General features: G+C 62.5%; 25 protein-coding genes. 12 read left to right on the top strand and 13 right to left on the bottom strand.

Annotated elements, in window-relative coordinates; translation table 11 throughout:
* Nucleotides 1-48: 48 nt before the first annotated feature.
* The gene (xpt, locus tag FH041_RS17980) at nucleotides 49-621 is read left to right on the top strand and encodes a xanthine phosphoribosyltransferase (RefSeq protein ID WP_023532789.1); all 573 of its coding nucleotides are present in this window, start codon (nucleotides 49-51) and stop codon (nucleotides 619-621) included.
* Nucleotides 622-681: 60 nt separating this feature from the next.
* Here the strand turns inward: xpt and FH041_RS17975 are convergent, their stop codons facing one another.
* The 5 genes from FH041_RS17975 to dadA form a co-directional block, all read right to left on the bottom strand.
* A complete protein-coding gene (locus FH041_RS17975) occupies nucleotides 682-2,538 on the bottom strand; it encodes an acetyl-CoA hydrolase/transferase C-terminal domain-containing protein (RefSeq protein ID WP_140174921.1) in 1,857 nt (618 codons plus the stop codon).
* Between the two features lie 263 nt (nucleotides 2,539-2,801).
* Complete coding sequence (locus tag FH041_RS17970; RefSeq protein WP_225806663.1) at nucleotides 2,802-3,251, bottom strand: cytochrome c5 family protein; 450 nt, start codon at nucleotides 3,249-3,251, stop codon at nucleotides 2,802-2,804.
* A 109-nt stretch (nucleotides 3,252-3,360) separates the two neighbouring features.
* Nucleotides 3,361-3,909 (bottom strand): cupin domain-containing protein, encoded by a 549-nt coding sequence (locus FH041_RS17965; protein WP_023532512.1) that lies wholly within the window; start codon nucleotides 3,907-3,909, stop codon nucleotides 3,361-3,363.
* 94 nt (nucleotides 3,910-4,003) lie between these two features.
* Nucleotides 4,004-5,077 (bottom strand): alanine racemase, encoded by a 1,074-nt coding sequence (gene alr, locus FH041_RS17960; RefSeq protein WP_027913382.1) that lies wholly within the window; start codon nucleotides 5,075-5,077, stop codon nucleotides 4,004-4,006.
* Between the two features lie 80 nt (nucleotides 5,078-5,157).
* A complete protein-coding gene (dadA, locus tag FH041_RS17955) occupies nucleotides 5,158-6,462 on the bottom strand; it encodes a D-amino acid dehydrogenase (protein WP_140174919.1) in 1,305 nt (434 codons plus the stop codon).
* A 154-nt stretch (nucleotides 6,463-6,616) separates the two neighbouring features.
* Here dadA and dadR point away from each other — a divergent pair, with 154 nt between their 5' ends.
* Complete coding sequence (dadR, locus tag FH041_RS17950) at nucleotides 6,617-7,105, top strand: transcriptional regulator DadR (protein ID WP_003258963.1); 489 nt, start codon at nucleotides 6,617-6,619, stop codon at nucleotides 7,103-7,105.
* Between the two features lie 22 nt (nucleotides 7,106-7,127).
* Here dadR and FH041_RS17945 read toward each other — a convergent pair whose 3' ends face one another.
* Nucleotides 7,128-7,481 carry a YkgJ family cysteine cluster protein gene (locus FH041_RS17945; protein WP_027913380.1) on the bottom strand — a complete coding sequence of 118 codons (354 nt, stop codon included), beginning with the start codon at nucleotides 7,479-7,481 and terminating at the stop codon, nucleotides 7,128-7,130.
* A gap of 102 nt (nucleotides 7,482-7,583) precedes the next feature.
* Here FH041_RS17945 and FH041_RS17940 point away from each other — a divergent pair, with 102 nt between their 5' ends.
* Nucleotides 7,584-8,876 (top strand): FAD-binding oxidoreductase, encoded by a 1,293-nt coding sequence (locus tag FH041_RS17940; protein ID WP_088522819.1) that lies wholly within the window; start codon nucleotides 7,584-7,586, stop codon nucleotides 8,874-8,876.
* A gap of 6 nt (nucleotides 8,877-8,882) precedes the next feature.
* Here the strand turns inward: FH041_RS17940 and FH041_RS17935 are convergent, their stop codons facing one another.
* A complete protein-coding gene (locus tag FH041_RS17935; RefSeq protein ID WP_140174917.1) occupies nucleotides 8,883-9,113 on the bottom strand; it encodes a DUF1127 domain-containing protein in 231 nt (76 codons plus the stop codon).
* Between the two features lie 176 nt (nucleotides 9,114-9,289).
* Here FH041_RS17935 and FH041_RS17930 point away from each other — a divergent pair, with 176 nt between their 5' ends.
* On the top strand, nucleotides 9,290-10,720 hold the full coding sequence (locus FH041_RS17930) for a PLP-dependent aminotransferase family protein (protein ID WP_042138954.1): 1,431 nt from the start codon (nucleotides 9,290-9,292) through the stop codon (nucleotides 10,718-10,720).
* Between the two features lie 58 nt (nucleotides 10,721-10,778).
* On the top strand, nucleotides 10,779-12,332 hold the full coding sequence (locus FH041_RS17925) for a phospholipase D family protein (RefSeq protein WP_028686771.1): 1,554 nt from the start codon (nucleotides 10,779-10,781) through the stop codon (nucleotides 12,330-12,332).
* Nucleotides 12,333-12,342: 10 nt separating this feature from the next.
* Here FH041_RS17925 and FH041_RS17920 read toward each other — a convergent pair whose 3' ends face one another.
* Nucleotides 12,343-13,482 (bottom strand): MFS transporter, encoded by a 1,140-nt coding sequence (locus FH041_RS17920; RefSeq protein ID WP_027913375.1) that lies wholly within the window; start codon nucleotides 13,480-13,482, stop codon nucleotides 12,343-12,345.
* A 181-nt stretch (nucleotides 13,483-13,663) separates the two neighbouring features.
* The gene (locus tag FH041_RS17915; protein ID WP_023532569.1) at nucleotides 13,664-15,157 is read right to left on the bottom strand and encodes an aldehyde dehydrogenase; all 1,494 of its coding nucleotides are present in this window, start codon (nucleotides 15,155-15,157) and stop codon (nucleotides 13,664-13,666) included.
* Nucleotides 15,158-15,350: 193 nt separating this feature from the next.
* On the opposite strand from FH041_RS17915, the gene FH041_RS17910 reads away from it, so the two are divergent.
* Nucleotides 15,351-15,710: a cupin domain-containing protein gene (locus FH041_RS17910; protein ID WP_028686773.1), complete on the top strand. Its 360-nt coding sequence runs from the start codon at nucleotides 15,351-15,353 to the stop codon at nucleotides 15,708-15,710.
* 83 nt (nucleotides 15,711-15,793) lie between these two features.
* Here FH041_RS17910 and rpmG read toward each other — a convergent pair whose 3' ends face one another.
* Both rpmG and rpmB read right to left on the bottom strand, forming a co-directional pair.
* Nucleotides 15,794-15,949, bottom strand: coding sequence for a 50S ribosomal protein L33 (rpmG, locus tag FH041_RS17905; protein ID WP_003253507.1), 156 nt, complete (start codon nucleotides 15,947-15,949; stop codon nucleotides 15,794-15,796).
* 11 nt (nucleotides 15,950-15,960) lie between these two features.
* A complete protein-coding gene (rpmB, locus tag FH041_RS17900; RefSeq protein WP_003253504.1) occupies nucleotides 15,961-16,197 on the bottom strand; it encodes a 50S ribosomal protein L28 in 237 nt (78 codons plus the stop codon).
* A gap of 361 nt (nucleotides 16,198-16,558) precedes the next feature.
* Here rpmB and FH041_RS17895 point away from each other — a divergent pair, with 361 nt between their 5' ends.
* Nucleotides 16,559-18,148 carry an ABC transporter substrate-binding protein gene (locus FH041_RS17895; RefSeq protein WP_140174915.1) on the top strand — a complete coding sequence of 530 codons (1,590 nt, stop codon included), beginning with the start codon at nucleotides 16,559-16,561 and terminating at the stop codon, nucleotides 18,146-18,148.
* A gap of 100 nt (nucleotides 18,149-18,248) precedes the next feature.
* Here FH041_RS17895 and radC read toward each other — a convergent pair whose 3' ends face one another.
* Complete coding sequence (radC, locus tag FH041_RS17890) at nucleotides 18,249-18,929, bottom strand: DNA repair protein RadC (RefSeq protein ID WP_125921887.1); 681 nt, start codon at nucleotides 18,927-18,929, stop codon at nucleotides 18,249-18,251.
* Between the two features lie 123 nt (nucleotides 18,930-19,052).
* Here radC and coaBC point away from each other — a divergent pair, with 123 nt between their 5' ends.
* The 4 genes from coaBC to argB all read left to right on the top strand — a co-directional run bounded on the left by coaBC (nucleotide 19,053) and on the right by argB (nucleotide 23,174).
* Nucleotides 19,053-20,264: a bifunctional phosphopantothenoylcysteine decarboxylase/phosphopantothenate--cysteine ligase CoaBC gene (coaBC, locus tag FH041_RS17885; RefSeq protein WP_023532606.1), complete on the top strand. Its 1,212-nt coding sequence runs from the start codon at nucleotides 19,053-19,055 to the stop codon at nucleotides 20,262-20,264.
* 5 nt (nucleotides 20,265-20,269) lie between these two features.
* Nucleotides 20,270-20,725 (top strand): dUTP diphosphatase, encoded by a 456-nt coding sequence (gene dut, locus FH041_RS17880; protein WP_027913372.1) that lies wholly within the window; start codon nucleotides 20,270-20,272, stop codon nucleotides 20,723-20,725.
* Nucleotides 20,726-20,844: 119 nt separating this feature from the next.
* Complete coding sequence (locus tag FH041_RS17875; protein WP_097223507.1) at nucleotides 20,845-22,236, top strand: phosphomannomutase/phosphoglucomutase; 1,392 nt, start codon at nucleotides 20,845-20,847, stop codon at nucleotides 22,234-22,236.
* A 29-nt stretch (nucleotides 22,237-22,265) separates the two neighbouring features.
* Entirely contained in the window at nucleotides 22,266-23,174 is a 909-nt protein-coding gene (gene argB / locus FH041_RS17870; protein WP_023532327.1) for an acetylglutamate kinase, read from the top strand.
* 103 nt (nucleotides 23,175-23,277) lie between these two features.
* Here argB and pyrE read toward each other — a convergent pair whose 3' ends face one another.
* Complete coding sequence (pyrE, locus tag FH041_RS17865; RefSeq protein ID WP_027913370.1) at nucleotides 23,278-23,919, bottom strand: orotate phosphoribosyltransferase; 642 nt, start codon at nucleotides 23,917-23,919, stop codon at nucleotides 23,278-23,280.
* Nucleotides 23,920-23,999: 80 nt separating this feature from the next.
* Here pyrE and FH041_RS17860 point away from each other — a divergent pair, with 80 nt between their 5' ends.
* Nucleotides 24,000-24,779, top strand: coding sequence for an exodeoxyribonuclease III (locus FH041_RS17860; RefSeq protein WP_023532406.1), 780 nt, complete (start codon nucleotides 24,000-24,002; stop codon nucleotides 24,777-24,779).
* Nucleotides 24,780-24,808: the final 29 nt, after the last annotated feature.

The following is a 24,808-nucleotide window of genomic DNA, read 5'->3' as shown; positions in this document are numbered from 1 at the left end:
TAAACACTGCCGCTGTTTGCGGCCATTTTTGTTCCGAGGAATACCATAGTGGAAGCACTGCATCAGAAGATTCGCGAAGAAGGCATCGTGCTTTCCGACCAGGTTCTCAAAGTCGATGCGTTTCTCAACCATCAGATCGACCCGGCGCTGATGCAGCTGATCGGTGACGAGTTCGCCCGCCTGTTCGCCGATGCCGGCGTGACCAAGATCGTCACCATCGAGGCGTCGGGTATCGCGCCTGCGGTGATGACCGGGCTGAAGCTGGGTGTGCCGGTGATCTTCGCACGCAAGCACCAGTCGCTGACCCTCACCGAGAACCTGCTGACGGCTTCTGTGTATTCGTTCACCAAGCAGACCGAGAACACCGTGGCCATTTCGCCGCGCCACCTGAGCAGCAGCGACCGGGTGCTGGTCATGGATGACTTCCTTGCCAACGGCAAGGCGTCCCAGGCGCTGATCTCGATCATCAAGCAGGCCGGAGCGACCGTGGTAGGGCTGGGGATCGTGATCGAGAAATCGTTCCAGGGCGGGCGCGCCGAGCTGGATCGCCAAGGCTATCGCGTGGAGTCGCTGGCGCGGGTGAAATCGCTGGAAGGCGGTGTGGTCAGCTTCATCGAGTGAGGCGGCACTGGCTCGCTTACATCCGGGCCACAAGGGGCTGCGCGGCAGCCCCTGTCGTCTTCAGGTCGCCGCCAGGCCTGCCAACAGCAACCGTTGGTACAGCTCTTCCTTGAGCCCCTGAGGCTGGTCAAGCTGCATCCGTGCCAGATGCCGCTCATACCCTTGGGGCCCTGGCGCGTCCAGCGCGGCTTTGCCCAGCTCAAGCGCCTCGCTGAGCTTGAACTTGCTTTTCAACCAGTTCAGCGCCCGTAACAAGTCCTGCTCTTCAGCCGTGAAGTCGGTCCCCATGGGGTACTCCGGGAACAGCTGTGGATGCTGCGCCCGGACTGCGGCCAGGCGCTGCGGCGTGTTATCGGCAAAACGCCTGTCGAGCTGAAAATCTTCCGCCAGCTTGCCAGCGTCCCTGGCCTGCTCGATGAGGCTTTGCTGGAACCGGGAGTCACACACCGCAAGCAATCGCGCAATGACCTCACTGTCGGTCTGCCCCCTGAGGTCAGCGATGCCATATTCGGTCACCACGATATCGCGCAGGTGGCGGGGAATGGTGCAATGGCCGTAGTTCCAGAAAATGTTCGATGAAACCTCGCCACCCGCTTCGCGCCAACTGCGCAGCAGCAGTATCGAGCGGCCACCTTCCAGCGCGTGCCCCTGGGCAACGAAGTTGTACTGCCCACCTACCCCGCTCAGCACGCGCCCGTCTTCGAGCTGATCGGCCACACCCGCGCCGAGCAGGGTCATGCCGAACACCGTATTGATGAAGCGTGCGTCCTGTCGCTGAGCACGCTTGAGCTGTTCATCACCGTAGAGCTCATTGACGAAGCCGATACCGGTCATGGCAAACCGCGCACGCTGCTCCAGGCTCATGTTGCGCAGGCGCTGGTAGAACGCTTGCGGGCCGAGGAAGAACCCTCCGTGCAGGACTACCCCCTGCTCATCGACAGCACGCCGCAGCAAGCCTGCTTCGGCCAGCGCCAGCAGCCCGTTGACGAACATCTCGCTACAGCCATACAGCCCATGCTCGAAGGGCGCGAGCCCGCCTTCCCGCTCGATCAGGGCCTGCGCGGTACTCGCGCCAAGGCTGTCGAGCGCTGCGCGGTAAGCAACGTTATCGCTCTGGCGAGCGAGCAGCGCGGCGGCAACCGCATCGCCCATGGCACCAATCCCGATCTGCAAGGTACCCCCGTCACGCACCAGGCTGCTGGCATGCAGGCCGATGCAGTGGTCCTGCGTGGTGACCGGCATGTTGGGCGTTGAAAACAATTGGCGCTGCTCGGCTTCGTCCAACAGCAGGTCGAAGGCATCCATTGGCAGCTCGGCATCACCGGGCATGTACGGCAACTGCGCATGCACCTGGCCCAGCATCAGAATGGTCTCGCCAGCGGCGCGGCGGCGTTCGACCATGGGTAACAGGTCCAGGGTGATGTCCGGGTTGCAGGCCAGGCTCAGGTGGACGGGCCGCTCCGGCGTAGCCGCCACCAGTTGGGCGATCAGGTTCAGGCCCTTGGCATTGATGTCTCGCGCGGCATGGCTGTAGTTGCTGCTGACGTAATCCTGTTGGGCCGATTCACTGGCAAGCAGGCTGCCGGGCTGCATGAAGAACTGTTCTACGCGAATGTTTGGCGGCAGGCTGTCATTGCGCAGGTCGGCCAGGTAGTGAAGCTCTTCGTAGTCGCCGAACACGCGCTCCACGAAGGGCTCGAGCAAGCGTCGCTGCAAGCCATCCCCGAGCGCCGGTCGACCCAGGGAAAGGGCCGTATAGATCGTCAGACGGCGTTCGGGCAATTCGCGGATGCGGGCATAGAGGGCGTTGACGAAAGCATTGGGTTTGCCCAGGCCCAGCGGCAGGCCCATGTGGATATGGGTTGGCAGGCGTGACAGGATCTGTTCGACGGCCTGGTCGATGGAGCTGAGGTGCATCGAGGCCTCCTGGTTCGTGCTTGGGTTCAGGAGGTTCGACAGGCAGGTAGACAGGTTGGTTGCCTGGACGGTAAGAGGAAGCCGCAGCCACCTGGGGTCTGGATAACTCGGTGGTCTTCAGCCACAGCGTAGGTCCACGCGTACGCGGTGCCTGAGCGCTCTCGCCGGGGCGCCGGACCGGCCGCGATGGGCCGCGAAGCGGCCCCGGCAAGGCAAGAGGCGAAGCTAGAATACTGGGACTGCTACGCGGCACATTGCGGTATTTACAGGCCAGACATCTTCTGAATAGCGGCCTTGAGCTCATCATCCGAGCAATCCGCGCAGGTGCCCTTCGGCGGCATGGCGTTGATGCCCGTGATGGCCTTGGCCAGGATGCCATCCAACCCACCCTGGTGGTCGGCACGCTCCTTCCAGGCTGCGTTGTCGCCCACTTTCGGCGCGCCGAGCAGCCCCGTGCCATGGCAGGCCGTGCAATGCTTGGCGATGATGTCATCCGGCGTCCTGGCAGACCCGGCACCCGTGCTGGCGGACACGGCCATGCCCTTGCATTCCTGGCCCTGGATACACACCTTGCCGACCGGCTCCAGGCGCTTGGCGATATCGTCGTTGGTCGCAGCGGTAGCGGTGATTGCCCACAGGGCCAGTACGGCGGCCGGGATGGCCAGCATCTTCTTGACTTGATTCACGCGAACACCCTCATGGTGGCTAATCATGCTCGCGGCCACGGATCCTCGAGCGCCGAAAAGTATAACGACAAGCCCGAGGCCGGGAAACGACCCTACACAGGAAAGGGGTATTGACGCGTCAATGCACTGCGCTGGATCAAAAGTTCGAGGGGGTAGCGGCACTGATCAAGCGTGCTGGCTGTTCGAACGGGTTGCGAAAACGGTGCGGGCGGGTGCTTTCGAAGTAGTAGCTGTCGCCTGCTTCGAGAATGAACAGCTCGGTACCGACCACCAACTCCAGGCGGCCTTCGAGCAGGATGCCGGTCTCTTCGCCATCATGGGTCAGCATTTCGGCGCCGGTGTCGGCGCCAGGCGGGTACACCTCGGTCAGAAAAGCGATGGCGCGGTTACGGTGCGATTTGCCAACCAGCTTCATGGTCACCGCACCATCGGAGATGTCGATCAGTTCGTGGGCCTTGTAGACGATTTGCGCAGGGCTCTCGGGTTCGAGCTCGACGGAAAAGAACTCGACCATGGACATGGGAATGCCGCTCAGTACCTTGCGCAGCGAACTGATCGATGGGCTCACACTGTTCTTCTCGATCATCGAGATGGTGCTGTTGGTAACGCCCGCGCGCTTGGCGAGTTCACGCTGGGACAGGCCCTTGAGCGTGCGGATGGCTTGCAGTCGTTCGCCGACGTCCAAAGCTGGAGCCTCCTGAGACGGGTATGCGGGTGGATGTGAACGATATCATGGCAACGCCGTTCAGTATTTACAACACACCACCCGCCCTGACGCCTTAGTCCCCCACGTATTCCCGGGGCACCCGCTTGAGGTTGCAGAAGATCTGGTAAGGGATAGTACCGGCCTGGCTCGCCACCTCAGTGGCATGGACCTGCTTGCCCCACAGTTCGACTGGGCTGCCGACCGTCGCTTGGGGCACGTCGGTCAGGTCGATGCTCAGCATGTCCATCGACACGCGACCAATGAGCGGGGCTCGACTGCCGGCAACGATGACCGGCGTGCCGTTGGGCGCCTGGCGCGGGTAACCGTCGGCGTAGCCCATGGCAACCACGCCTACACGGGTGGGCCGCGTGCTGACGAACGTGGCGCCGTAACCCACCGGCTCGCCAGCCGGCAGCTCCCGCACACTGATGACCCGCGACTGCAGTGTCATGACCGGCTGCAGGCGTTGGGCGTGTGCTTGAGGCATGTCGAACGGCGTGGCGCCATAGAGCATCAGGCCTGGCCGTACCCAATCACCGGCTGCCTGGGGCCAACCCAGCACGGCTGGGGAGTTGCGCAGGCTGCACTCTGCAGCCAAGCCCTGGCGCGCGGTTTCGAACACGGCAATCTGCTCGCTTGTGGCCTTAGCATCCAATTCATCGGCACGGGCGAAATGGCTCATGAGCACGATGCGCCCTACCTTGCCGCTGGCCAGCAGGCGTTCATAGGCATCGCGATAATCCTTGGGATGCAGCCCTACACGGTGCATGCCGGTATCGAGCTTGAGCCAGACGGTGAGTGGGCTGTGCAGCGGGCTTTTCTCGATGGCCTCCAACTGCCAGGCCGAATGCACGACGCACCACAGGTCATGTTCGACGATCAATGGCAGCTCACTGGCTTCGAAGAAGCCCTCCAACAGCAGTACTGGGCTCCTGATGCCGGCCGCACGCAGCTCCAGTGCCTCTTCGATGCAGGCCACGGCAAACCCGTCCGCCTCGGGCTCGAGCGCCAACGCGCAGCGCACGGCACCGTGACCGTAGGCGTCGGCCTTGATCACGGCAAGCGCCTTGGCGCCGGTCAGTTCACGGGCGAGACGGTAATTATGGCGCAGGGCCTGGAGGTCGATCAGGGCACGGGCGGGGCGCATGCGGCTGCCTTAAAAGTCATACGGGTTGAAATCGAAGCTGGGGCACGCGCAGGTCATTCGCGAGCACCCCAATGGATGGTTTACTGCTGATGGGCAGGCGAACCATGCCCGTGACGGGCCACTTCGCGGCTGCTGCCATAGCGCGAGATGTCCAGCCCTTGTGCACTGATCTGCGGTTTCTTGCGCGCGATCAGGTCAGCCAGCAGGCGACCCGAGCCACAGGCCATGGTCCAGCCCAGCGTGCCGTGCCCTGTGTTGAGGAACAGGTTACTGAAGGCGGTTGCACCCACGATGGGGGTGCCGTCTGGCGTCGCGGGACGCAGCCCGGTCCAGAAACTGGCTTGGCTCAAATCACCGCCGCGAGGATAAAGGTCGTTGACGATCATCTCCAGCGTTTCACGTCGACGGGGGTTGAGCGACAGGTCAAAGCCCGCGATTTCAGCCATGCCCCCAACCCGGATACGGTTGTCGAAACGGGTGATGGCAACCTTGTAGGTCTCGTCGAGGATGGTCGAGGCAGGCGCCATGTCGCCGTTGGTGATGGGCACGGTCAGGGAGTAACCCTTCAACGGATAGACCGGCGCCTTGATACCCAGAGGCTTGAGCATCTGCGGCGAATAGCTGCCCAATGCCAGCACATAGCGGTCGGCGGTTTCGAGCTTGCCATCGATCCAGACACCGTTGATGCGGTCACCTGCATGATCCAGACGCTGGATATCCTGCCCGAAGCGGAACTCCACGCCCAGGTTCAGGGCCATTTCCGCGAGCTTGGTGGTGAACAACTGGCAATCGCCGGTCTGGTCGTTAGGCAGGCGCAGTGCGCCGGCGAGGATGCCCTTCACACTGGCCAGGGCAGGTTCGACCCGGGCGATGCCATCGCGATCGAGCAATTCATAAGGCACGCCTGATTGCTCGAGCACGGCGATATCCTTGGCAGCTGCATCGACCTGGGCTTGGGTACGGAACAGCTGGGTAGTGCCCAGGCTACGGTTCTCGTACGCGATTCCGGTTTCGGCGCGCAGTTCGTCGAGGCAGTCGCGGCTGTACTCGGACAACCGCACCATGCGCTCCTTGTTCACGGCATAGCGGTTGGCCGTGCAGTTACGCAGCATCTGCGCCATCCACAGGTACTGGTCCACGTCACCGGTCAGCTTGATGGCAAGCGGAGCGTGACGCTCGAGCAACCACTTCACGGCTTTTAGAGGCACCCCTGGCGCCGCCCACGGTGAGGCATAGCCGGGCGAGATCTGGCCGGCGTTGGCGAAGCTGGTTTCCATGGCCACCGCTGGCTGGCGGTCCACCACCGTCACTTCGAACCCTTGCCGGGCCAGGTAATAGGCACTGGCGGTTCCAATCACGCCGCTACCAAGTACCAGAACTCGCATCGTTTCTTTCCCCTCGCGCACTGCCGCAGTGTGTTGTTGGACTGCCATTGATGGGCGAAGTATAGGAATTCGTGAGCAGTGCAATTCACTATATAAAAGCCTATTATTGGCGAGAATTCTCGGCACAATGGCCTTTCACGGAGGGGCATCCCCTATGAGAACCCAGCATCAAAGTAAGCGTGAGCTGGACAAGATCGACCGGAACATCCTGCGCATCCTGCAGAACGACGGGCGTATCTCCTTCACCGAATTGGGCGAGAAGGTCGGCCTCTCCACCACGCCGTGCACCGAGCGCGTACGTCGGCTGGAACGTGAAGGCATCATCATGGGCTACAACGCGCGCCTGAACCCACAGCACCTCAAGGGCAGCCTGCTGGTGTTCGTGGAAATCAGCCTGGACTACAAGTCTGGCGATACCTTCGAGGAGTTTCGTCGGGCAGTGCTCAAGCTGCCGCACGTGCTCGAATGCCACCTGGTTTCCGGCGACTTCGACTACCTGGTCAAGGCGCGCATTTCGGAAATGGCTTCGTATCGCAAGCTGCTTGGCGACATCCTGCTCAAGCTGCCCCACGTGCGTGAGTCCAAAAGCTACATCGTGATGGAGGAGGTGAAGGAAAGCCTCTGCCTGCCAATCCCGGACTGACGCCGGGCTCTACCGCGAACGCCTAGACCAGCACTTGCCGGGTGGTAGCAATGAACTGGTGCACCAGCTGCTCGGCCGCAGGGTCGATCATGGGTTCGGGCCCACGACCGCGTGGGCAGGCCAGGCGTGGGGTGGTGCCGAACAGGCGGCAGATCATTGGCCGCTCTTCATATACCGTGCAGCCCTGGGGCCCCAAATGCACGCAGTCCAGGCGCTCCAGGGCAGCGTCCTGCTCGGCCTGGGATTTGCGCGGCAGCCGAGCCATCTCTTGCGCCGAGGTAGTGACCGGTCCGCAACAGTCATGGCAGCCGGGCTCGCATTCGAACGAAGGGATGAGTTCGCGCAGGAAGTGGATTTTGTGGCGGTCGCAGGACATGACTAGGCACAGGCTGAAAATGTTCGCCCATTATAGGCCGGTTGCCCGCCCTGGGCCTGCGGCTTATCCTCCCGTTCCAGCCCATGCACCAGGACGCGTCCAATGATCCACAGCGCGCAGCACGCCGCTTCTTATTACGCCGCCAGCAGCGCGCCTCACCCTGATCATGCCTTTCTGCAGGGTGAGCACACCGCCGATGTGTGCATCGTCGGCGGTGGCTACTCTGGTCTGAACACGGCCCTGGAGTTGGCCGAGCGTGGCTTCTCGGTGATCCTGCTCGAAGCGCGCAAGATCGGCTGGGGCGCCAGTGGGCGCAACGGTGGGCAGTTGATTCGCGGGGTCGGCCATGGCCTGGAGCAGTTCCTGCCGGTCATCGGCGAGCAGGGCGTTCGCGACATGCAACGGATGGGATTGGAGGCCGTGCAGATCGTGCGCGACCGTGTAGCGCAGCACGCCATCGCCTGTGACCTGGTCTGGGGCTATTGCGACCTGGCCAACAAGCCGGCGCAAATGGCGGGCCTGGCCGAAGAGGCCGAACACTTGCGCAGCCTGGGTTACGCCCACGAACTGCGGCTGGTCGCAAAGGATGACATTCACGACGTGGTGGGCTCGCAGCGCTATGCAGGCGGGCTGGTGGACATGGGTTCTGGCCACTTGCACCCCCTCAACCTGGCCTTGGGCGAAGCCGCGGCAGCCGCGCGCCTGGGCGTGAAACTCCACGAGCAGTCCGAGGTGACCCGCATCGACTATGGCCCCCAGGTGCAGGTACACACTGCCCAAGGCCGGGTCCGGGCGCAAACGCTGGTCCTGTGCTGCAACGCCTACCTCAATGGGTTGCACGGTGAGCTGGGCGGTAAGGTATTGCCCGCCGGCAGTTACCTCATCGCTACCGAGCCGCTGGGTGAAGCGCGTGCACGTTCGCTGCTGCCACAGAACATGGCCGTGTGCGACCAGCGGGTGGCGCTGGACTACTACCGCCTGAGCGCAGATCACCGGTTGCTGTTCGGCGGCGCTTGCCATTATTCCGGGCGCGACCCAAAGGATATCGCCGCCTACATGCGGCCCAAGATGCTGCGGGTGTTCCCTCAACTGGCGGACGTCCGCATCGACTACCAGTGGGGTGGCATGATCGGGATCGGCGCCAACCGCCTGCCCCAGGTAGGCCGTCTGCCCGATCAGCCCAACGTCTACTACGCCCAGGCCTACGCAGGCCACGGGCTGAACGCGACCCATCTGGCCGCCCGGCTGCTCGGGGAGGCCATCAGTGGCCAGCAAAGCGGGCGCTTCGACCTGTTCGCCAAGGTGCCACACATGACGTTCCCAGGCGGCAAGCACTTGCGCTCACCTTTACTGGCATTGGGCATGCTGTGGCACAGGCTCAAGGAGCTGGCCTGAAAGCGGTCAAGGCCTCCAGAACGGCTTGCGGCCTTCCGAGCGCGCCTCTTGCCAGCTGAGCCCCACATCACGCAATTCATGGTCGCTCAACTGGAGCAGCGCCCTGCGGGTGCGCCAGCGGCGCAGCATCAACTGCAAGCGACTCGAAGCCTTTGGCGTAGCGTGGGTTTCGCTTCGCTGCAGGGCCTCTTTATCGCCTACCAACGGTTCATTGCGCACATCGCTCAAGCTTCCCATCGCTGCTGTCTCCCTTTCGATGACAATGTGGGGACAGCATGCAGGGTGCATGGCCTGACAATACAGATCCAAAAAAGCGTTATTATTTGGATACAGATCGGGCTTCCAGGTAACTGAATGTAGCCTTTTCAATCAATCTGTATGGTGCGTTACCCGGCGCAGCCCAGGAGTATGACGTGACGCTCTACCTGAACCTTGCCGAGGTACTCGGCGCGCGCATCGAACAGGGCCTCTATCGCCCCGGCCAGCGGCTGCCATCGGTGCGCGCACTAAGCGTGGAGCACGGGGTAAGCCTGAGCACCGTGCAACAGGCCTACCGCATGCTCGAAGACAGTGGCATGGTCTCGCCACGGCCAAAATCCGGCTATTTCGTGAGCGATCACCGCCACCTGCCGGCCTTGCCTGCGGTCAGCCGACCCGCCCAGCGCCCCGTGGACATCTCCCAGTGGGAGCAGGTACTGGAACTGGTGCGCAGTACTCCGCAGCCAGGGGTGATACAGCTTGGACGGGGCATGCCAGACATCGAGAGCCCTACCCTCAAGCCGCTGTTGCGCAGCCTCGCCCGACTCAGCCGTCGGCAGGACATGCCCGGGCTGTATTACGACAATATCCACGGCAACCTGGCCTTGCGTGAACAGGTGGCACGCCTGGCCCTGGACTCCGGTTGCAGGCTCTCCCCCTCGGAGCTGGTGGTGACGACAGGCTGTCACGAAGCCCTGTCGTGCAGCATCCGCGCCGTGTGCGAGCCTGGCGATATCGTTGCGGTGGACTCGCCCAGCTTCCATGGCGCCATGCAGACGCTCAAGGGCCTGGGCATGAAGGCGCTGGAGATCCCCACGGACCCGGTGACGGGCATCAGCCTCGAGGCGCTCGAACTGGCCCTCGAGCAGTGGCCGATCAAGCTCATCCAGATCACCCCAAGTTGCAACAACCCGCTGGGCTACATCATGCCCGAGGCTCGTAAAAAGGCCCTGTTGAAGCTTGCACAGCGCTACGACGTGGCCATTCTCGAGGACGATGTCTACGGTGACCTGGCCTACACCTACCCTCGGCCACGAACGGTCAAGTCATTCGATATGCAAGGCCGCGTGCTGTTGTGCAGTTCATTTTCAAAGACCCTTGCCCCTGGCCTGCGTGTCGGTTGGGTAGCGCCCGGACGCTACCTGGAGCGGGTCCTGCACATGAAGTACATCAGCACAGGCAGCACCGCCAGTCAGCCTCAATTGGCGGTAGCGGACTTCATCGCCAACGGGCACTACCAGCCCCATGTGCGACGGATGCGTAGCCAGTACCAACGCAGCCGTGAGTTGATGAGCGACTGGGTGACCCGGTATTTCCCACCCGGCACCCGCGTAAGCCGTCCGCAAGGCGGCTTTATGCTGTGGGTGGAATTGCCGGAACATTTCGATACCTTGCAACTCAATCACGCCTTACTGGAACAGGGCGTACAAGTGGCCGTGGGCAGCATCTTTTCCGCTTCCGGCAAGTTCCGTCATTGCCTGCGCATGAACTTCGCCGCCAGGCCTACAGCGCAAATCGAGGCGGCGGTGCGCAAGGTGGGTGAGACCGCCCAACGCTTGCTGGACGAGGACATCGTCGCGACGTAACTTTGCGTTGCCTGCCACTGTCCAACCCCAAAGCCCTGCTGCACAGGACGATCCACCGTTGAAACTCCAGCGAGCCCTACCCTTGCTGCTGACGCTGCTGCTCGGCGTCGGCGGCTGCGCCAGCGTCGATACGCCGCGCCAAACCAGCCAAGCCCTGCCGGCCGATGGCTCGGCGTTCGGCCGCTCGGTGTTGCGCCAGGCAGCACCTTATGAAGGCCGTTCCGGCTTTCGCCTGCTCCCCAACAGCAACGAGGCTTTCCGGGCGCGCGCCGAGCTGATACGCAATGCACAGGCCAGCATCGACGTGCAGTACTACATCGTCCATGACGGGCTCAGCACCCGCGCCCTGGTCCATGAACTGTTGCGGGCGGCAGACCGGGGGGTGCGGGTACGCATCCTGCTGGACGACACCACCAGTGACGGCCTGGATGCAATCATGGGCACCCTCGCCGCCCACCCGAACATCCAGATCCGCGTGTTCAACCCCCTGCACCTGGGACGCGCCACCGGGGTCACGCGCGCCATGGGCCGGTTGCTCAACCTGTCGCGTCAGCACCGGCGCATGCACAACAAGCTGTTCCTGGTGGACAACAGCATGGCCATCGTCGGCGGGCGAAACCTGGGCGACGAGTATTTCGACGCCGAGCCCAACCTGAACTTCACCGACATCGATCTGCTGGGCGTGGGCCCTATAGCAGAGCAGTTGGGACACAGTTTCGATCAGTACTGGAACAGCGCCCTGAGCCGCCCGATCACCGATTTCCTCTGGCACCAGCCCAATGCCAGCGACCTGCGCACCAGCCGCCATCGGCTGGAGGTCTCGCTGGCCGAAGCCAGAACTCGGCGCAAGGTCTTGTATGACCGCCTGATGGCCTATCAATCCCAGCCGCGGCTGGACACCTGGCGCAACGAACTCATATGGGCCCATGCCCAGGCGCTGTGGGACGCACCCAGCAAGGTGCTGGCCGATGACGAGCCTGACCCACAGCTGCTGCTGACACGGCAACTTGGCCCTGACCTGCGCGATGTGCGTCACGAACTGATTCTGGTCTCGGCTTATTTCGTGCCCGGCGAACCAGGGCTGCTTTACCTCACTCAGAGCGCCGACGCGGGCATTTCGGTAAAGCTGTTGACCAACTCGCTGGAGGCCACCGATGTGCCTGCCGTACACGGCGGTTATGCCCCTTACCGCAAGGCATTGCTGGAGCACGGGGTGAAGCTATACGAAATGCGCCGCCAACCCGGGGACCCCAGCGCGGGCAAGCTGAGTTTTCATGGCAGCTCCAATTCCAGCCTGCACAGCAAGGCGATCGTGTTCGACCGTCACAAGACGTTCATTGGCTCGTTCAATTTCGATCCGCGCTCGGTGTTGTGGAACACCGAAGTCGGCGTGTTGGTCGACAGCCCCGAACTTGCCGAATACACCCGTGCGCTGGCGGTGCAGGGCATGGCACCGGCCCTGAGCTACCAGCCTGAGCTCGTCGGCGGCAAGCTGGTCTGGGTGACCGAGGAGGACGGACAGCGGCGGGTGCTCACGTCAGAGCCTGGTAGCCTGTGGCGGCGGTTCAATGCCTGGATCAGCAAGGCGGTCGGGCTGGAAAAGATGCTCTAGCGCTGCGCAGTCACGCCGCCGCAGGCTCGAACGCTCCGGGCCGCCGGGTCAGCACCACAAGCCCAGCGGCGCCTGCTGCCATCAGCAGCGGCAAGGCGTGCCCGCTGATCCACTGGCTACCTGCGCCGGCCAGCAACGGACCCAGCAGGCAACCGATGCCCCACAGCTGGGCCACGTGGGCATTGGCTCGCACCAGGGCATCGTCTCGATAGCGCTCACCGATCAATACCAGCGACAAGGTGAACAACCCACCGGCGCTTGCGCCGAACAATACCCACACAGGCCAGATCGCCCAGGTGTGCAACAGCAGGGGGATGGCAAGGCTCGACCCCAACAATGCCGAGGCGCAACCGGTGAACAGCGCGCGCCGCGACATGTGGTCCGCCAGTGCGCCAATGGGCAACTGCAGCACCGCATCGCCGACCACCACCGTACTGACCATGAACAACGCGATTTCCGTGCTCAGGCCCTGTTGCAGGCAGTATATCGGCAGCAGGGTCAGGATCATGGCTTCGAACGAAGCGAACAATGCGATGGCCCAGGCGATCACGGGCAGCCTTCTGCAGAAGGCAAACAGGTCGGCAAAGGTGACATTGCATGCTTGCGTAGAGGGCGCGCCACCGCGGCCCAGCAACAGCAAGGGCGACACCAGCAGCAGACCGGTCGCCGCCCAGAAGCCGAAGTCGTCGTCCGACCCCAGCATGCCCAGCACCAACGGCCCTGCCAGTTGGCTCAGCGCATAGCTACTCCCGTACAGGGCTACCAGCCGTCCGCGCCACTGCTCGACCACCAGTTGGTTGATCCAACTCTCACCCAGCACGAACACCACGGTCAACGCCATGCCGATCAACAGCCGCAGCAGCAACCAAAGCGGGTAGCTTGGCAGCAGGGCCAACAGGCCGATGGACAATGCCCCACCCCACAGGCACAGGCGCATGGCCGCAGGCACGCCTACCCACCCGGCAAGACGGCTGGCTAGGCTGGCGCCGGCCAGCACGCCCAGAGCAGGCATGGCGGCCATGACGCCAATGGCGAAGCCGCCATACCCCCAGGCCTCCAGACGCAAGGACACCAACGGCATGCTCACACCCAATGCGAGTCCGACGCTCAGCACCGACGCCAGCACGGCAAAATAGGTTCCCCAACGCATGACGGCCTCCCAGGCAGCATTGTTGTATGACAGAAACAACGAAGCCGGGACGGTATGAGCCGCCCCGGCCAGTGGTGGAGTGTCCGCCCCGCGTGCAATCGAGCTGCCTCAGGCCCTGCTCAGCTCGCAACAGCGATACCAGGCACTTGGAAGCCGAATTGCCTGCTACAGGCTGCTGGAATTACAGCTTGATCCAGGTGGCCTTGAGCTCGGTGTACTTCTCCAGCGCGTGCAGCGACTTGTCACGGCCGTTGCCCGACTGCTTGAAGCCACCGAATGGCGCGGTCATGTCGCCGCCATCATATTGGTTGACCCAGACACTGCCGGCGCGCACGGCGCGGGCCGTCCTGTGCGCCTTGGAAATGTCCGAAGTCCAGATGCCCGCCGCCAGCCCATAGGGTGTGTCGTTAGCGATGGCAACCGCCTCTTCGGCCGTGTCGAAAGCAATCACGGACAGGACGGGGCCGAAGATTTCTTCCTGGGCGATCTTCATGGCATTGGTCACGCCATCGAAGATGGTCGGCTCGACGTAGGTGCCGCCGGTATCTTCCAGCGTCCGCTTGCCACCGGTCAGCAGCTTGGCACCGTCCTTGTGGCCGGCCTCGATGTACGACAGCACGGTATTCATCTGCTGGGTATCGACCAGGGCACCAACGGTGGTCTGCGGGTCCAGCGGGTTGCCGGGCTTCCAGGCCTTGAGGGCCTCGACCACCATGGGCAGGAAGGTGTCCTTGATCGAGCGCTCCACCAGCAAGCGAGAACCTGCGGTGCACACTTCTCCCTGGTTGAAGGCGATGGCGCTGGCAGCAGCCTGGGCGGCGGCCTCAAGGTCGGGCGCGTCGGCAAAGACGATGTTCGGGCTCTTGCCACCGGCTTCCAGCCAGATGCGTTTCATGTTCGATTCGCCTGCATACACCATCAGCTGCTTGGCGATCTTGGTGGAACCTGTGAATACCAGGGTGTCGACGTCCATGTGCAGGGCCAGGGCCTTGCCCACGGTGTGGCCATAGCCAGGCAGCACGTTCAGCACACCTGCCGGGATGCCGGCTTGCACCGCCAACTGAGCGATGCGAATGGCCGTCAGCGGCGATTTCTCGGAAGGCTTGAGCACAACCGAGTTGCCCGTAGCCAATGCGGGGCCCAACTTCCAGCTCGCCATCAGCAGCGGGAAGTTCCACGGGACGATGGCACCCACCACGCCTACCGGCTCGCGGGTGACCAGGCCCAGTTGATCGTGAGGCGTAGGAGCGACTTCGTCGTACACCTTGTCGATGGCTTCGGCTGTCCAGTGAATGGCATTGGCAGCGCCTGGGATATCGATGCTGGAGGCGTCACCGATCGGCTTGCCCATGTCCAGCGTTTCAAGCAGCGCCAGCTCTTCGACGTTCTTGCGCAGCAGGTCGGCGAAGCGGATCAGAATGGCCTTGCGCTTGGCCGGAGCCAGCTGTGACCATACGCCCGAATTAAAGGTCGCGCGGGCGTTTTCGACCGCGCGGTTGGCGTCGGCCAGGTCGCAGCTGGCAACCTTGGCCAGGAAGCGTCCGTCGACCGGGCTCAGGCATTCGAAGGTTTCACCGGATGCGGCATCGGTGTATTCGCCGTTGATGAAGGCGCGGCCTTCGATCTTCAGTTGCTGGGCACGTTGTTCCCAGTCTGCACGAGTCAGGGTGGTCATACGAAACTCCTCCTCTTGTTTAGGTGCAACGCTGCACTGAGGACTTGCAGGCGTTGTCGGGGTCCGGGCGTGCGACAGGCGCACACAGGCATGCAATACCCTAAACCAGCCCTTTCAAACTATCAATATATTTGACACTATCGGCTCAAACGCCCAGCGATGTTAATTTTATTGAACATACAGGAGCCCCCTCATGAGCATCGACAGCATCATCGATTTCGCCCAGGCCATTACCGAGGCCGAGCGCTATCGCCCCGCAGCCGAAAAGGTTCTCAAGGGCGAGCCGGACCAGGCCGTGTACAACCACTATGCAAGCCCCTGCGGGCAGTTTGCCGCTGGCGTCTGGGAGGGGGAAGTCGGCCAGTGGAAGGTCAACTACACCGAGCATGAGTACTGCGAAATCGTGCAGGGCGTGTCGGTGCTGCGTGACGAAAAAGGCGCCAGCAAGACACTGCGTGCGGGTGATCGGTTCGTCATACCCGCCGGGTTCAAAGGGACATGGGAAGTGCTGGAGCCTTGCCGCAAGATCTATGCATTGTTCGAGCAGAAGTAACCCCTGGCCTGCCCACCCTTTCGGCCAGGCATAAAAAAACCCGCCTCTGTTCAGAGGCGGGTTTTTTTCAGGTCGCCGATCAATTACTTGATCTTGGCTTCCTTGTACACCACGTGCTTGCGAACAACGGGATCGTATTTCTTGATCTCGATTTTGTCCGGGGTGGTGCGCTTGTTCTTGTCGGTGGTGTAGAAGTGGCCGGTACCGGCACTCGAAACCAGACGGATCAATTCACGCATGATGCTCTCCCTTAAACCTTGGCGCCAGCTTTACGGATGTCAACCAGAACGGCATCGATGCCGCGCTTGTCGATGATGCGCATGCCTTTGGCGGAAACGCGCAGACGCACGAAACGCTTCTCGGACTCAACCCAGAAACGGTGGTGCTGCAGGTTTGGCAGGAAACGACGACGGGTTTTGTTGTTTGCGTGGGAAATGTTGTTCCCGGTTACTGGACCCTTACCAGTAACTTGACAGACTCTCGACATGACTCAGCCCTCTAAAACCACATGCCCAACCCGGCATGGGTTGGCCGCTTAATCTCTCAGTCTTTGGCGCCGAGGCGCCGTGATTCTGGAGGTCTTATCGACCGGATTCGCTGATGCGACAGGCCGAGCCCCTAGAAAAGAGCGCTGCTTTATACCAGAAAGACTCGATTGCAACAATACCTGATCAACATTCGAGCCGGGGCGAACCGCCGCGGGCGGCACGGCCGCAGGCCCTATCGGACGCTGACCGCTCGTCGCCAAGATTGTAAAAAAGAGTGTGGTCATTTTCCGGCAGTCACACTAGGGTAGGCCTTTTCCAGACTGCACTGGCAGATGGGCCACTGACAGCCAAGGAGCCACCATGCGTGCCGCCGCTCTTTCCTTATTGTTCACTTCCCTGCTTGCCGTGGGTGCAGCCCAGGCAGCGCCACTGAGCGTTTGCAGCGAAGCCAGCCCCGAAGGCTTCGACGTGGTGCAGTACAATTCGCTGACTACCACCAATGCCACGGCCGATGTCCTGATGAACCGCCTGGTGGAGTTCGATGCCGGCAAAGGCAAAGTGGTGCCGAGCCTGGCCGCCAGCTGGACGGTGTCGGCCGATGGCCTGGTGTACGATTTCACCTTGCGCGACAACGTGAAATTCCATACCACCGGCTACTTCAAGCCCAGCCGTACGCTCAATGCCGACGACGTGCTGTTCAGCTTCCAGCGCATGCTCTACCCCGCCCACGCCTGGCACAAGACGGCACCCGGCGGCTACCCCCATGCCCAGTCGCTGCAACTGGGCAGCCTGATCAAAACGATCGACGCACCAGCGCCCAATACCGTGCGCTTTACCCTCACCCACCCGGATGCGACCTTCCTGGCTACCCTGAGCATGGGCTTTGCCTCGATCTACTCCGCCGAATACGCCGACACGTTGCTCAAGGCAGGCACTCCCGAGAAGCTCAACAGCCAACCCATCGGCACCGGGCCATTCGTCTTCCAGCGATTCCAGAAGGATGCGGTGGTGCGCTATCGCGCCAACCCTGACTACTTTGCCGGCAAACCGGCCGTCGACCCGCTGATCTTCGCCATCACCACCGATGCGAACGTGCGCCTGCAGAAGCTCAAACGCAATGAGTGCCAGGTAGCCCTGTCGCCCAAACCACTGGACATTGCCGAGGCCAGCCAGGACAGCAGCCTCAAGGTGGCCAGCACGCCAGCGTTCATGACGGCATTCATCGCGCTCAACAGCCAGCACCCACCCCTGGACAAGCCAGAGGTGCGTCAGGCCATCAACCTGGCTTTCGACAAACAGGCCTACGTGAAGGCTGTTTTCGAAGACTCGGCCATCGCGGCCAATGGCCCGTACCCGCCTAATACCTGGAGCTATGCCAAGGACCTGCCCGGTTACCCACTGGATGTGAAGAAAGCCAAGGCCTTGCTGGCCAAGGCCGGCCTGGCGGACGGCTTCAGCACGACGATCTGGACACGTCCATCGGGTAGCCTGCTCAACCCCAACCCCAGCCTGGGCGCGCAGATGCTGCAGGCTGATCTCGCCAAGGTGGGCATCAAGGCTGACATTCGGGTGATCGAATGGGGCGAGCTGATCCGCCGCGCCAAGGCCGGCGAGCACGACCTGCTGTTCATGGGCTGGGCAGGTGACAACGGTGACCCGGATAACTTCCTCACCCCGCAGTTCTCCTGTGCAGCGGTCAAGTCCGGGACCAACTTCGCGCGGTTCTGTGACAATCGCCTGGACCAGCTGATCAGTGCCGGTCGCACCACCAATGATCAGAGCGTGCGCAGCCGGCTGTACCAGCAGGCGCAGACCCTGATCCAGCAGCAGGCGCTGTGGGTGCCATTGGCGCATCCGAATGCGGCGGCCCTGCTGCGCCAGGGTGTCGAGGCTTATCAGGTCAACCCGTTCGGCCGGCTGGACTTCAGCAAGGTGAGCGTGACCAAGTAAGCCCTGGCCACGCCTCGCCCTTGTCATGAACGGGGGAAGGCGCCCCTTCCCCGGTCATGACAGGTCGTCTTGGGCAGCGCCGCCACCACAGCGGCGTGCCCTAAGTCACGACCCACCCGTGCTCGGCCATGGACAGCGGCTCCCCGTCGCCAATGATGATGTGATCCAGCACACGCACATCGATCAAGGCCAGCCCACGCTTGAGCGACAAGGTCAGGTGCACATCCTCCTTGCTCGGTTCGCTGTTCCCCGAAGGGTGGTTGTGACACAGGATCAGCGCCGCGGCGTTGTGCATCAATGCCCGTCGCACGACTTCCCGCGGATAGACACTGGCTCGGTCGATGGTACCCCTGAACAGAATCTCGAACGCCAGTGGCCGGTGCTTGGTGTCCAGAAACAGGCAGCCGAACACCTCGCTGGGTTCATGGCGCAGCATGGCCTTGAGGTAGCGTCGTACGGCCTGGGGGTCCTCCAACGCCGCTGCGCGGGTGATCCCCTCATCGAGGTAGCGACGACCGATTTCCAGCAATGCCTGCAGCTGTGCGTATTTGACCTCCCCTATGCCAGGCTCACGCAAGACGGCCCGCCGATCGGCCTCCAGAAACGGCCGTAAGCCGCCAAAACGCACCAACAAGCCGCGCGCCAAGTCGAGCACGTTGTGCCCTGCAACGCCTGACCCCAGCAGCACAGCCAGCAGCTCGGCGTCAGACAGCACCGCCGCCCCACGCTGCAGCAGCTTTTCCCTTGGCCGATCCTGAACCGGCCATTCCCTGATGTTCATCGCGTCCCTGCCCTTGCTGCGGCCCATTTAGGCCCTGTGTTAATCTATTTGCCCTCGTACATGCGACGTTCTGCCGCACGCAGTTTCTGTCGCCGCCCGCTTTCACTGGAAAAAGGCAACCCTATGCAGCGGCTGTATCGCAAGCGCATCGTTCTTGGCGTCGGTGGTGGCATCGCCGCCTACAAGAGCGCCGAACTGATCCGCCGACTCCTGGAGCACGGCGCCCAAGTGCGTGTCGTCATGACCCGCGGTGGCGCCGAATTCATCACGCCGCTGACCTTGCAGGCGTTGTCCGGCCATCCGGTGCACCTGGACCTCCTCGACCCGGCAGCAGAGGCGGCCATGGGCCATATCGAGCTGGCCAAATGGGCTGATCTGGTGCTGATCGCTCCGGCCACCGCCGACCTCATGGCACGCCTGGCCCAGGGCATGGCCGATGACCTCTTGACGACCCTGGTGCTGGCCACCGACGCCACCGTCGCCGTCGCCCCCGCCATGAACCAGGCCATGTGGCGTGACGCTGCCACCCAGGCCAACCTCCAAGTGCTCAGGAGCCGAGGCATTCAGGTGTTCGGCCCTGCCTCGGGTAGCCAGGCCTGTGGCGACGTGGGCCTGGGCCGCATGCTCGAGGCCACCGACCTGGCCTGGTGCGCCGCCGAAAGCTTCAAGCGCCAGGCATTGACCGGCAAGCACGTGCTGATCACCGCCGGCCCCACTCAGGAGAACATCGACCCGGTGCGCTACATCACCAATCATAGCTCCGGGAAGATGGGCTTCGCCCTGGCCGAGGCGGCCGCCGAAGCCGGGGCTCGGGTGACCCTCGTGACCGGTCCCGTCCACCTGCCTACCCCCGACCGGGTCAGCCGTATCGACGTGGTCAGCGCGCGGGACATGCTGGCAGCCTGTGAGGCGGCCATGCCATGCGACCTGTTCATCGCTTCGGCGGCGGTGGCGGACTACCGCCCAGAGGTCATAGCGCCACAAAAGCTGAAGAAAGATCCTACGACTGGCGATGGCATGCTGCTGCAGATGGTGCGCAATCCCGATATCCTTGCCACCCTGGCCGGTCGCACCGACCGCCCTTTCAGTGTCGGCTTCGCCGCCGAGACCGAACACTTGCTCGATTACGCCACGCGCAAGCTCAAGGACAAGAACCTCGACCTGATCGTCGCCAACGATGTGGCCAACCCCAGCATCGGCTTCAACAGTGAAGAGAACGCCTTGACCGTGATCGATCGCCAGCAGCACCAGACCCTCTTCGCGCAGACCAGCAAGGGCAAGATCGCCCGTCAGCTGGTTGCCTTCATCGCCGAACGGCTCAATCAGGTTCAGTAAGTTACATGCACGCATTACAAGCCAAGATCCTCGACCCACGCCTGGGTACCGAATTCCCGTTGCCGCAGTACGCCACTCCGGGCTCCGCCGGCCTTGACCTGCGCGCCCTGCTCACGCAGGACACGGTGCTCGAACCCGGCCAGACGGTCCTGATTCCAACGGGCCTGTCCATCCATATCAGCGACCCGGGTCTTGCCGCACTCGTGCTGCCGCGCTCGGGCCTGGGCCACAAGCATGGCATCGTGCTGGGCAACCTGGTCGGGCTGATCGATTCGGACTACCAGGGCGAACTGATGGTGTCGTGCTGGAACCGCGGCACCACCGCCTTCACCATCGCTGTCGGTGAGCGTATCGCCCAGCTGGTGCTCGTGCCCGTGGTACAGGCGCAGTTCGAGATCGTCGAATCGTTCGATCAAAGCCAGCGCGGCGCCGGTGGCTTCGGTCACTCCGGCACCCGTTGAACCGGACATGAGCACATTCGCCATGGATGGCGAACTCCGGGCCGCAACCTTCGTCCAAGCGCTCTGCGTGCGCCTGCAACCGAGCGCTTCTGACTGATGGGGTTTTCCAGATGAACGACATGGCCCCGGCGGGCCGCGCCCACTTGCCTCCTGGTATTTTTCGCGCTTACGACATCCGCGGCATCGTCGGCAAGACGCTGCACGCTGATACCGCCTACTGGATAGGCCGCGCCGTCGGCGCACAGAGCCTGGCCATGGGCGAACCCCAGGTCAGCGTGGGCCGCGATGGTCGCCTGTCCGGCCCGCTGCTCGTCGAGCCGCTGATCCGCGGCCTGGTCGAAGCAGGCTGCCATGTGAACGACCTTGGTCTGGTACCCACGCCGGCGCTGTACTACGCCACTCACGAACTGGGCGGCAAATCGGGCGTGATGCTCACCGGTAGTCACAACCCCCCGGACTACAACGGCTTCAAGATCGTCATTGCAGGCGACACCCTGGCCAACGAGCAGATCCAGGCGCTGCTCGGCCGCTTGCAGGCCAATGACCTGACCCTGGGCACAGGGCACGTGCAGCAGGTAGCGATTCTGGAGCGCTATTTCCAGCGGATCGTCAGTGACGTGAAGCTGGCCAGAAGGCTCAAGGTGGTCGTGGACTGTGGCAACGGCGTCGCTGGCGTGATCGCCCCGCAACTGATCGAAGCGTTGGGTTGCGAGGTGATTGCGCTGTTCAGCGAAGTGGATGGCAACTTCCCGAACCATCACCCCGACCCCAGCAAGGCGCAGAACCTTCAGGTGCTGATCGACACGGTCAAGCGCACGGGTGCGGACCTCGGCCTGGCATTCGACGGCGACGCGGATCGCGTCGGCGTGGTGACCGAGGCCGGCAGCATCATCTACGCCGACCGCTTGCTGATGCTGTTCGCCCAGGATGTCCTGGCTCGTAACCCAGGCGCCGAAATCATCTTCGACGTCAAGTGCACCCGACGCCTCATCCCCCTGATCGAACGATTGGGCGGTCGTACCCTGATGTGGAAGACCGGTCATTCGTTGATGAAGAAGAAGATGCATCAGACCGGCGCCTTGCTCGCAGGCGAGATGAGCGGTCATCTCTTCATCAAGGAACGTTGGTACGGTTTCGACGACGGCATCTACAGCGCTGCGCGCCTGTTGGAAATCCTCAGCAAGACCGAACAGAGTGCCGAAACCGTGTTCGCCGCTTTTCCTGATGATATTTCCACGCCGGAACTCAATATTGATGTGACCGATGAACGTAAATTCAGCATCATTGATGCACTGCAACGCGACGCCGATTGGGGTGACGCGCGCCTGACCACCATCGACGGTGTGCGGGTGGACTATGCACAGGGCTGGGGCCTGGTGCGTGCCTCCAACACCACACCGGTTCTGGTACTGCGCTTCGAGGCCGACAGCGACGCCGAGTTGCAGCGTATCAAGGATGTTTTCCGCACTCAGTTGCTGCGGGTAGAACCTGACCTGCAACTGCCGTTCTGACCGACTATCTGGCCTCACAGGAGCCCTGCATGACCCTCGATCGCGATGCCGCCACCCACGTAGCCGAAGTTCTGTCCGAAGCCTTGCCCTACATTCGCCGCTTCGTCGGCAAGACGCTGGTGATCAAGTACGGCGGCAACGCGATGGAAAGCGAGGAGCTCAAGACGGGCTTCGCCCGCGACATCGTGCTGATGAAGGCCGTGGGCATCAACCCGGTGGTAGTGCACGGGGGTGGCCCGCAGATCGGTGATCTGCTCAAGCGGCTTTCCATCGAAAGCCATTTCATCGACGGCATGCGCGTGACCGATTCGGCGACCATGGACGTTGTGGAAATGGTACTGGGCGGCCAGGTCAACAAGGACATCGTCAACCTTATCAACCGGCACGGTGGCAGCGCCATCGGCCTGACTGGCAAGGACGCGGAACTGATCCGTGCACGCAAGCTCACCGTCAGCCGCCAGACGCCGGAAATGACCACCGCCGAGATCATCGACATCGGCCATGTGGGTGAAGTGGTGAGCGTGAACACCGACCTGCTGAACATGCTGGTCAAGGGTGATTTCATCCCGGTGATCGCCCCCATCGGCGTCGGCATCAATGGCGAGTCCTACAACATCAATGCCGACCTGGTAGCAGGCAAGGTGGCCGAAGCGCTGCAGGCCGAGAAGCTGATGCTGCTGACCAACATCGCCGGGCTGATGGACAAGCAGGGCCAGGTCTTGACCGGTCTGACCACAGAGCAGGTCAACGAACTGATCGCCGACGGCACCATCTACGGTGGCATGCTTCCGAAGATCAAATGCGCCCTGGATGCGGTGCAAGGCGGCGTGAACAGCTCGCACATCATCGATGGCCGCGTGCCGAACGCGGTGCTGCTGGAAATCTTCACCGACAGCGGCGTGGGCACCTTGATCACCAACCACAAGTCGCTTTCCTGACCTGCCAGGCCTGTCGCCGCCAAGCCGGCGACAGGCCAGAACTGGCGGCACAAAAAAGGCGACCTCTAACCGAGGTCGCCTTTTTTTGCTTCCAGACCCTGGGTCAGATCCCGTACTGCGCCCGGTAGGCCTCGACCGCCGGCAGGTGCTGCTTGAGTTGCGGGTCGTCAGCCAGGAACTCCAGCACCTGGGTCAGCGAGACGATGCTGACCACCGGTATGCCGAAGTCGCGCTCCACTTCCTGGATGGCCGACAGCTCGCCATTGCCACGCTCCTCGCGGTTCAACGCAATCAGCACGCCAGCGGCGTTGGCCTGCTGCGCCTTGATGATCTGCATGACTTCGCGAATGGCGGTACCGGCAGTGATCACGTCGTCGATGATCAGCACATCGCCTGCCAGAGGCGCACCGACCAGGCTGCCGCCCTCGCCGTGATCCTTGGCTTCCTTGCGGTTGAAGCACCAGGGCACATCTTGCCCATGCTGGTCAGCCAGCGCGACGGCAGTGGTCGCGGCCAGGGGAATACCCTTGTAGGCCGGGCCGAACAGCACGTCGAACGAGATCTTGCTGTCGACGATGGCGGCGGCGTAGCAACGCCCCAGCTCGGCCAGTGCCGAACCTGTGTTGAACAGGCCAGCGTTGAAGAAGTACGGGCTGGTACGCCCGGACTTGAGAGTGAACTCACCGAAACGCAGGACCCCGCGATCGATGGCAAAACGGATGAAGTCGCGCTGATACGGCTGCATGGAAAGTCCCGGACACCACGGATTTAGCTAAATGGGTTGAGCTCGGGTATCATACACGCACGAGATTTATGGGGCCATTTATGCGGATCATCAGTGTGAACGTTAATGGCATTCAGGCTGCGGCCGAGCGTGGTTTGCTCAGCTGGCTACAGGCCCAGAATGCCGACGTCATCTGCCTTCAGGATACCCGCGCCTCGGCCTTTGAACTCGATGACCCAGCTTTCCAGCTCGATGGCTATTTCCTTTATGCCTGCGACGCGGAGGTGCCTGCCCAAGGTGGTGTGGCCCTTTATTCGCGCATGCAGCCCAAGGCAGTCATCACCGGCCTGGGCTTCGAGACAGCCGACCGTTACGGGCGTTACCTGCAAGCAGATTTCGACAAAGTCAGTATTGCCAGCCTGCTCCTGCCTTCGGGCATGAACGGGGATGAAGACTTGAACCAGAAATTCAAGTTGATGGACGACTTCGCCAAGTACCTGGACAAGCAGCGTCGCAAGCGCCGTGAGTACATCTACTGTGGGTCGTTCTATGTTGCCCAGCAGAAGCTCGACATCAAGAACTGGCGTGACAGCCAGCAGTCGCCGGGTTTCCTGCCGCCAGAGCGTGCCTGGATGGATGCCATCACCGGCGAGATGGGTTACGTGGATGCCCTGCGCGAAGTCAGCCGTGAGGGTGACCAGTACAGCTGGTGGCCGGACAACGAGCAGGCCGAAATGCTGAACCTGGGCTACCGGTTCGACTACCAGATCCTCACCCCAGGCCTGCGCCGCTTCGTGCGCAACGCGCGCTTGCCACGTCAGCCGCGCTTCTCCCAGCATGCGCCATTGATCGTCGACTACGACTGGACGCTGACTATCTGAACAACCAGTGGGGCTGCCTTGCAGCCCCA

The organism is Pseudomonas sp. SWI7 (assembly GCF_006351945.1).
GTDB lineage: Bacteria > Pseudomonadota > Gammaproteobacteria > Pseudomonadales > Pseudomonadaceae > Aquipseudomonas > Aquipseudomonas fulva.
The sequence above is the reverse complement of the archived record's forward strand: the minus strand, read 5'-3'. Positions and strand labels throughout refer to the sequence as shown.

Coding starts and splice junctions, on each gene's coding strand:
- FH041_RS17895 (WP_140174915.1), top strand. CDS start 16,559: ATGCGTGCCGCCGCTCTTTCCTTATTGTTCACTTCCCTGCTTGCCGTG.
- FH041_RS17970 (WP_225806663.1), bottom strand. CDS start 3,251: ATGATTAGCCACCATGAGGGTGTTCGCGTGAATCAAGTCAAGAAGATG.
- pyrE (WP_027913370.1), bottom strand. CDS start 23,919: ATGCAGCCGTATCAGCGCGACTTCATCCGTTTTGCCATCGATCGCGGG.
- FH041_RS17860 (WP_023532406.1), top strand. CDS start 24,000: ATGCGGATCATCAGTGTGAACGTTAATGGCATTCAGGCTGCGGCCGAG.
- dut (WP_027913372.1), top strand. CDS start 20,270: ATGCACGCATTACAAGCCAAGATCCTCGACCCACGCCTGGGTACCGAA.
- radC (WP_125921887.1), bottom strand. CDS start 18,929: ATGAACATCAGGGAATGGCCGGTTCAGGATCGGCCAAGGGAAAAGCTG.
- rpmB (WP_003253504.1), bottom strand. CDS start 16,197: ATGTCGAGAGTCTGTCAAGTTACTGGTAAGGGTCCAGTAACCGGGAAC.
- FH041_RS17975 (WP_140174921.1), bottom strand. CDS start 2,538: ATGCACCTCAGCTCCATCGACCAGGCCGTCGAACAGATCCTGTCACGC.
- dadR (WP_003258963.1), top strand. CDS start 6,617: ATGAGAACCCAGCATCAAAGTAAGCGTGAGCTGGACAAGATCGACCGG.
- FH041_RS17935 (WP_140174917.1), bottom strand. CDS start 9,113: ATGGGAAGCTTGAGCGATGTGCGCAATGAACCGTTGGTAGGCGATAAA.
- alr (WP_027913382.1), bottom strand. CDS start 5,077: ATGCGCCCCGCCCGTGCCCTGATCGACCTCCAGGCCCTGCGCCATAAT.
- dadA (WP_140174919.1), bottom strand. CDS start 6,462: ATGCGAGTTCTGGTACTTGGTAGCGGCGTGATTGGAACCGCCAGTGCC.
- rpmG (WP_003253507.1), bottom strand. CDS start 15,949: ATGCGTGAATTGATCCGTCTGGTTTCGAGTGCCGGTACCGGCCACTTC.
- FH041_RS17945 (WP_027913380.1), bottom strand. CDS start 7,481: ATGTCCTGCGACCGCCACAAAATCCACTTCCTGCGCGAACTCATCCCT.
- FH041_RS17940 (WP_088522819.1), top strand. CDS start 7,584: ATGATCCACAGCGCGCAGCACGCCGCTTCTTATTACGCCGCCAGCAGC.
- argB (WP_023532327.1), top strand. CDS start 22,266: ATGACCCTCGATCGCGATGCCGCCACCCACGTAGCCGAAGTTCTGTCC.
- FH041_RS17910 (WP_028686773.1), top strand. CDS start 15,351: ATGAGCATCGACAGCATCATCGATTTCGCCCAGGCCATTACCGAGGCC.
- FH041_RS17915 (WP_023532569.1), bottom strand. CDS start 15,157: ATGACCACCCTGACTCGTGCAGACTGGGAACAACGTGCCCAGCAACTG.
- FH041_RS17920 (WP_027913375.1), bottom strand. CDS start 13,482: ATGCGTTGGGGAACCTATTTTGCCGTGCTGGCGTCGGTGCTGAGCGTC.
- coaBC (WP_023532606.1), top strand. CDS start 19,053: ATGCAGCGGCTGTATCGCAAGCGCATCGTTCTTGGCGTCGGTGGTGGC.
- FH041_RS17875 (WP_097223507.1), top strand. CDS start 20,845: ATGGCCCCGGCGGGCCGCGCCCACTTGCCTCCTGGTATTTTTCGCGCT.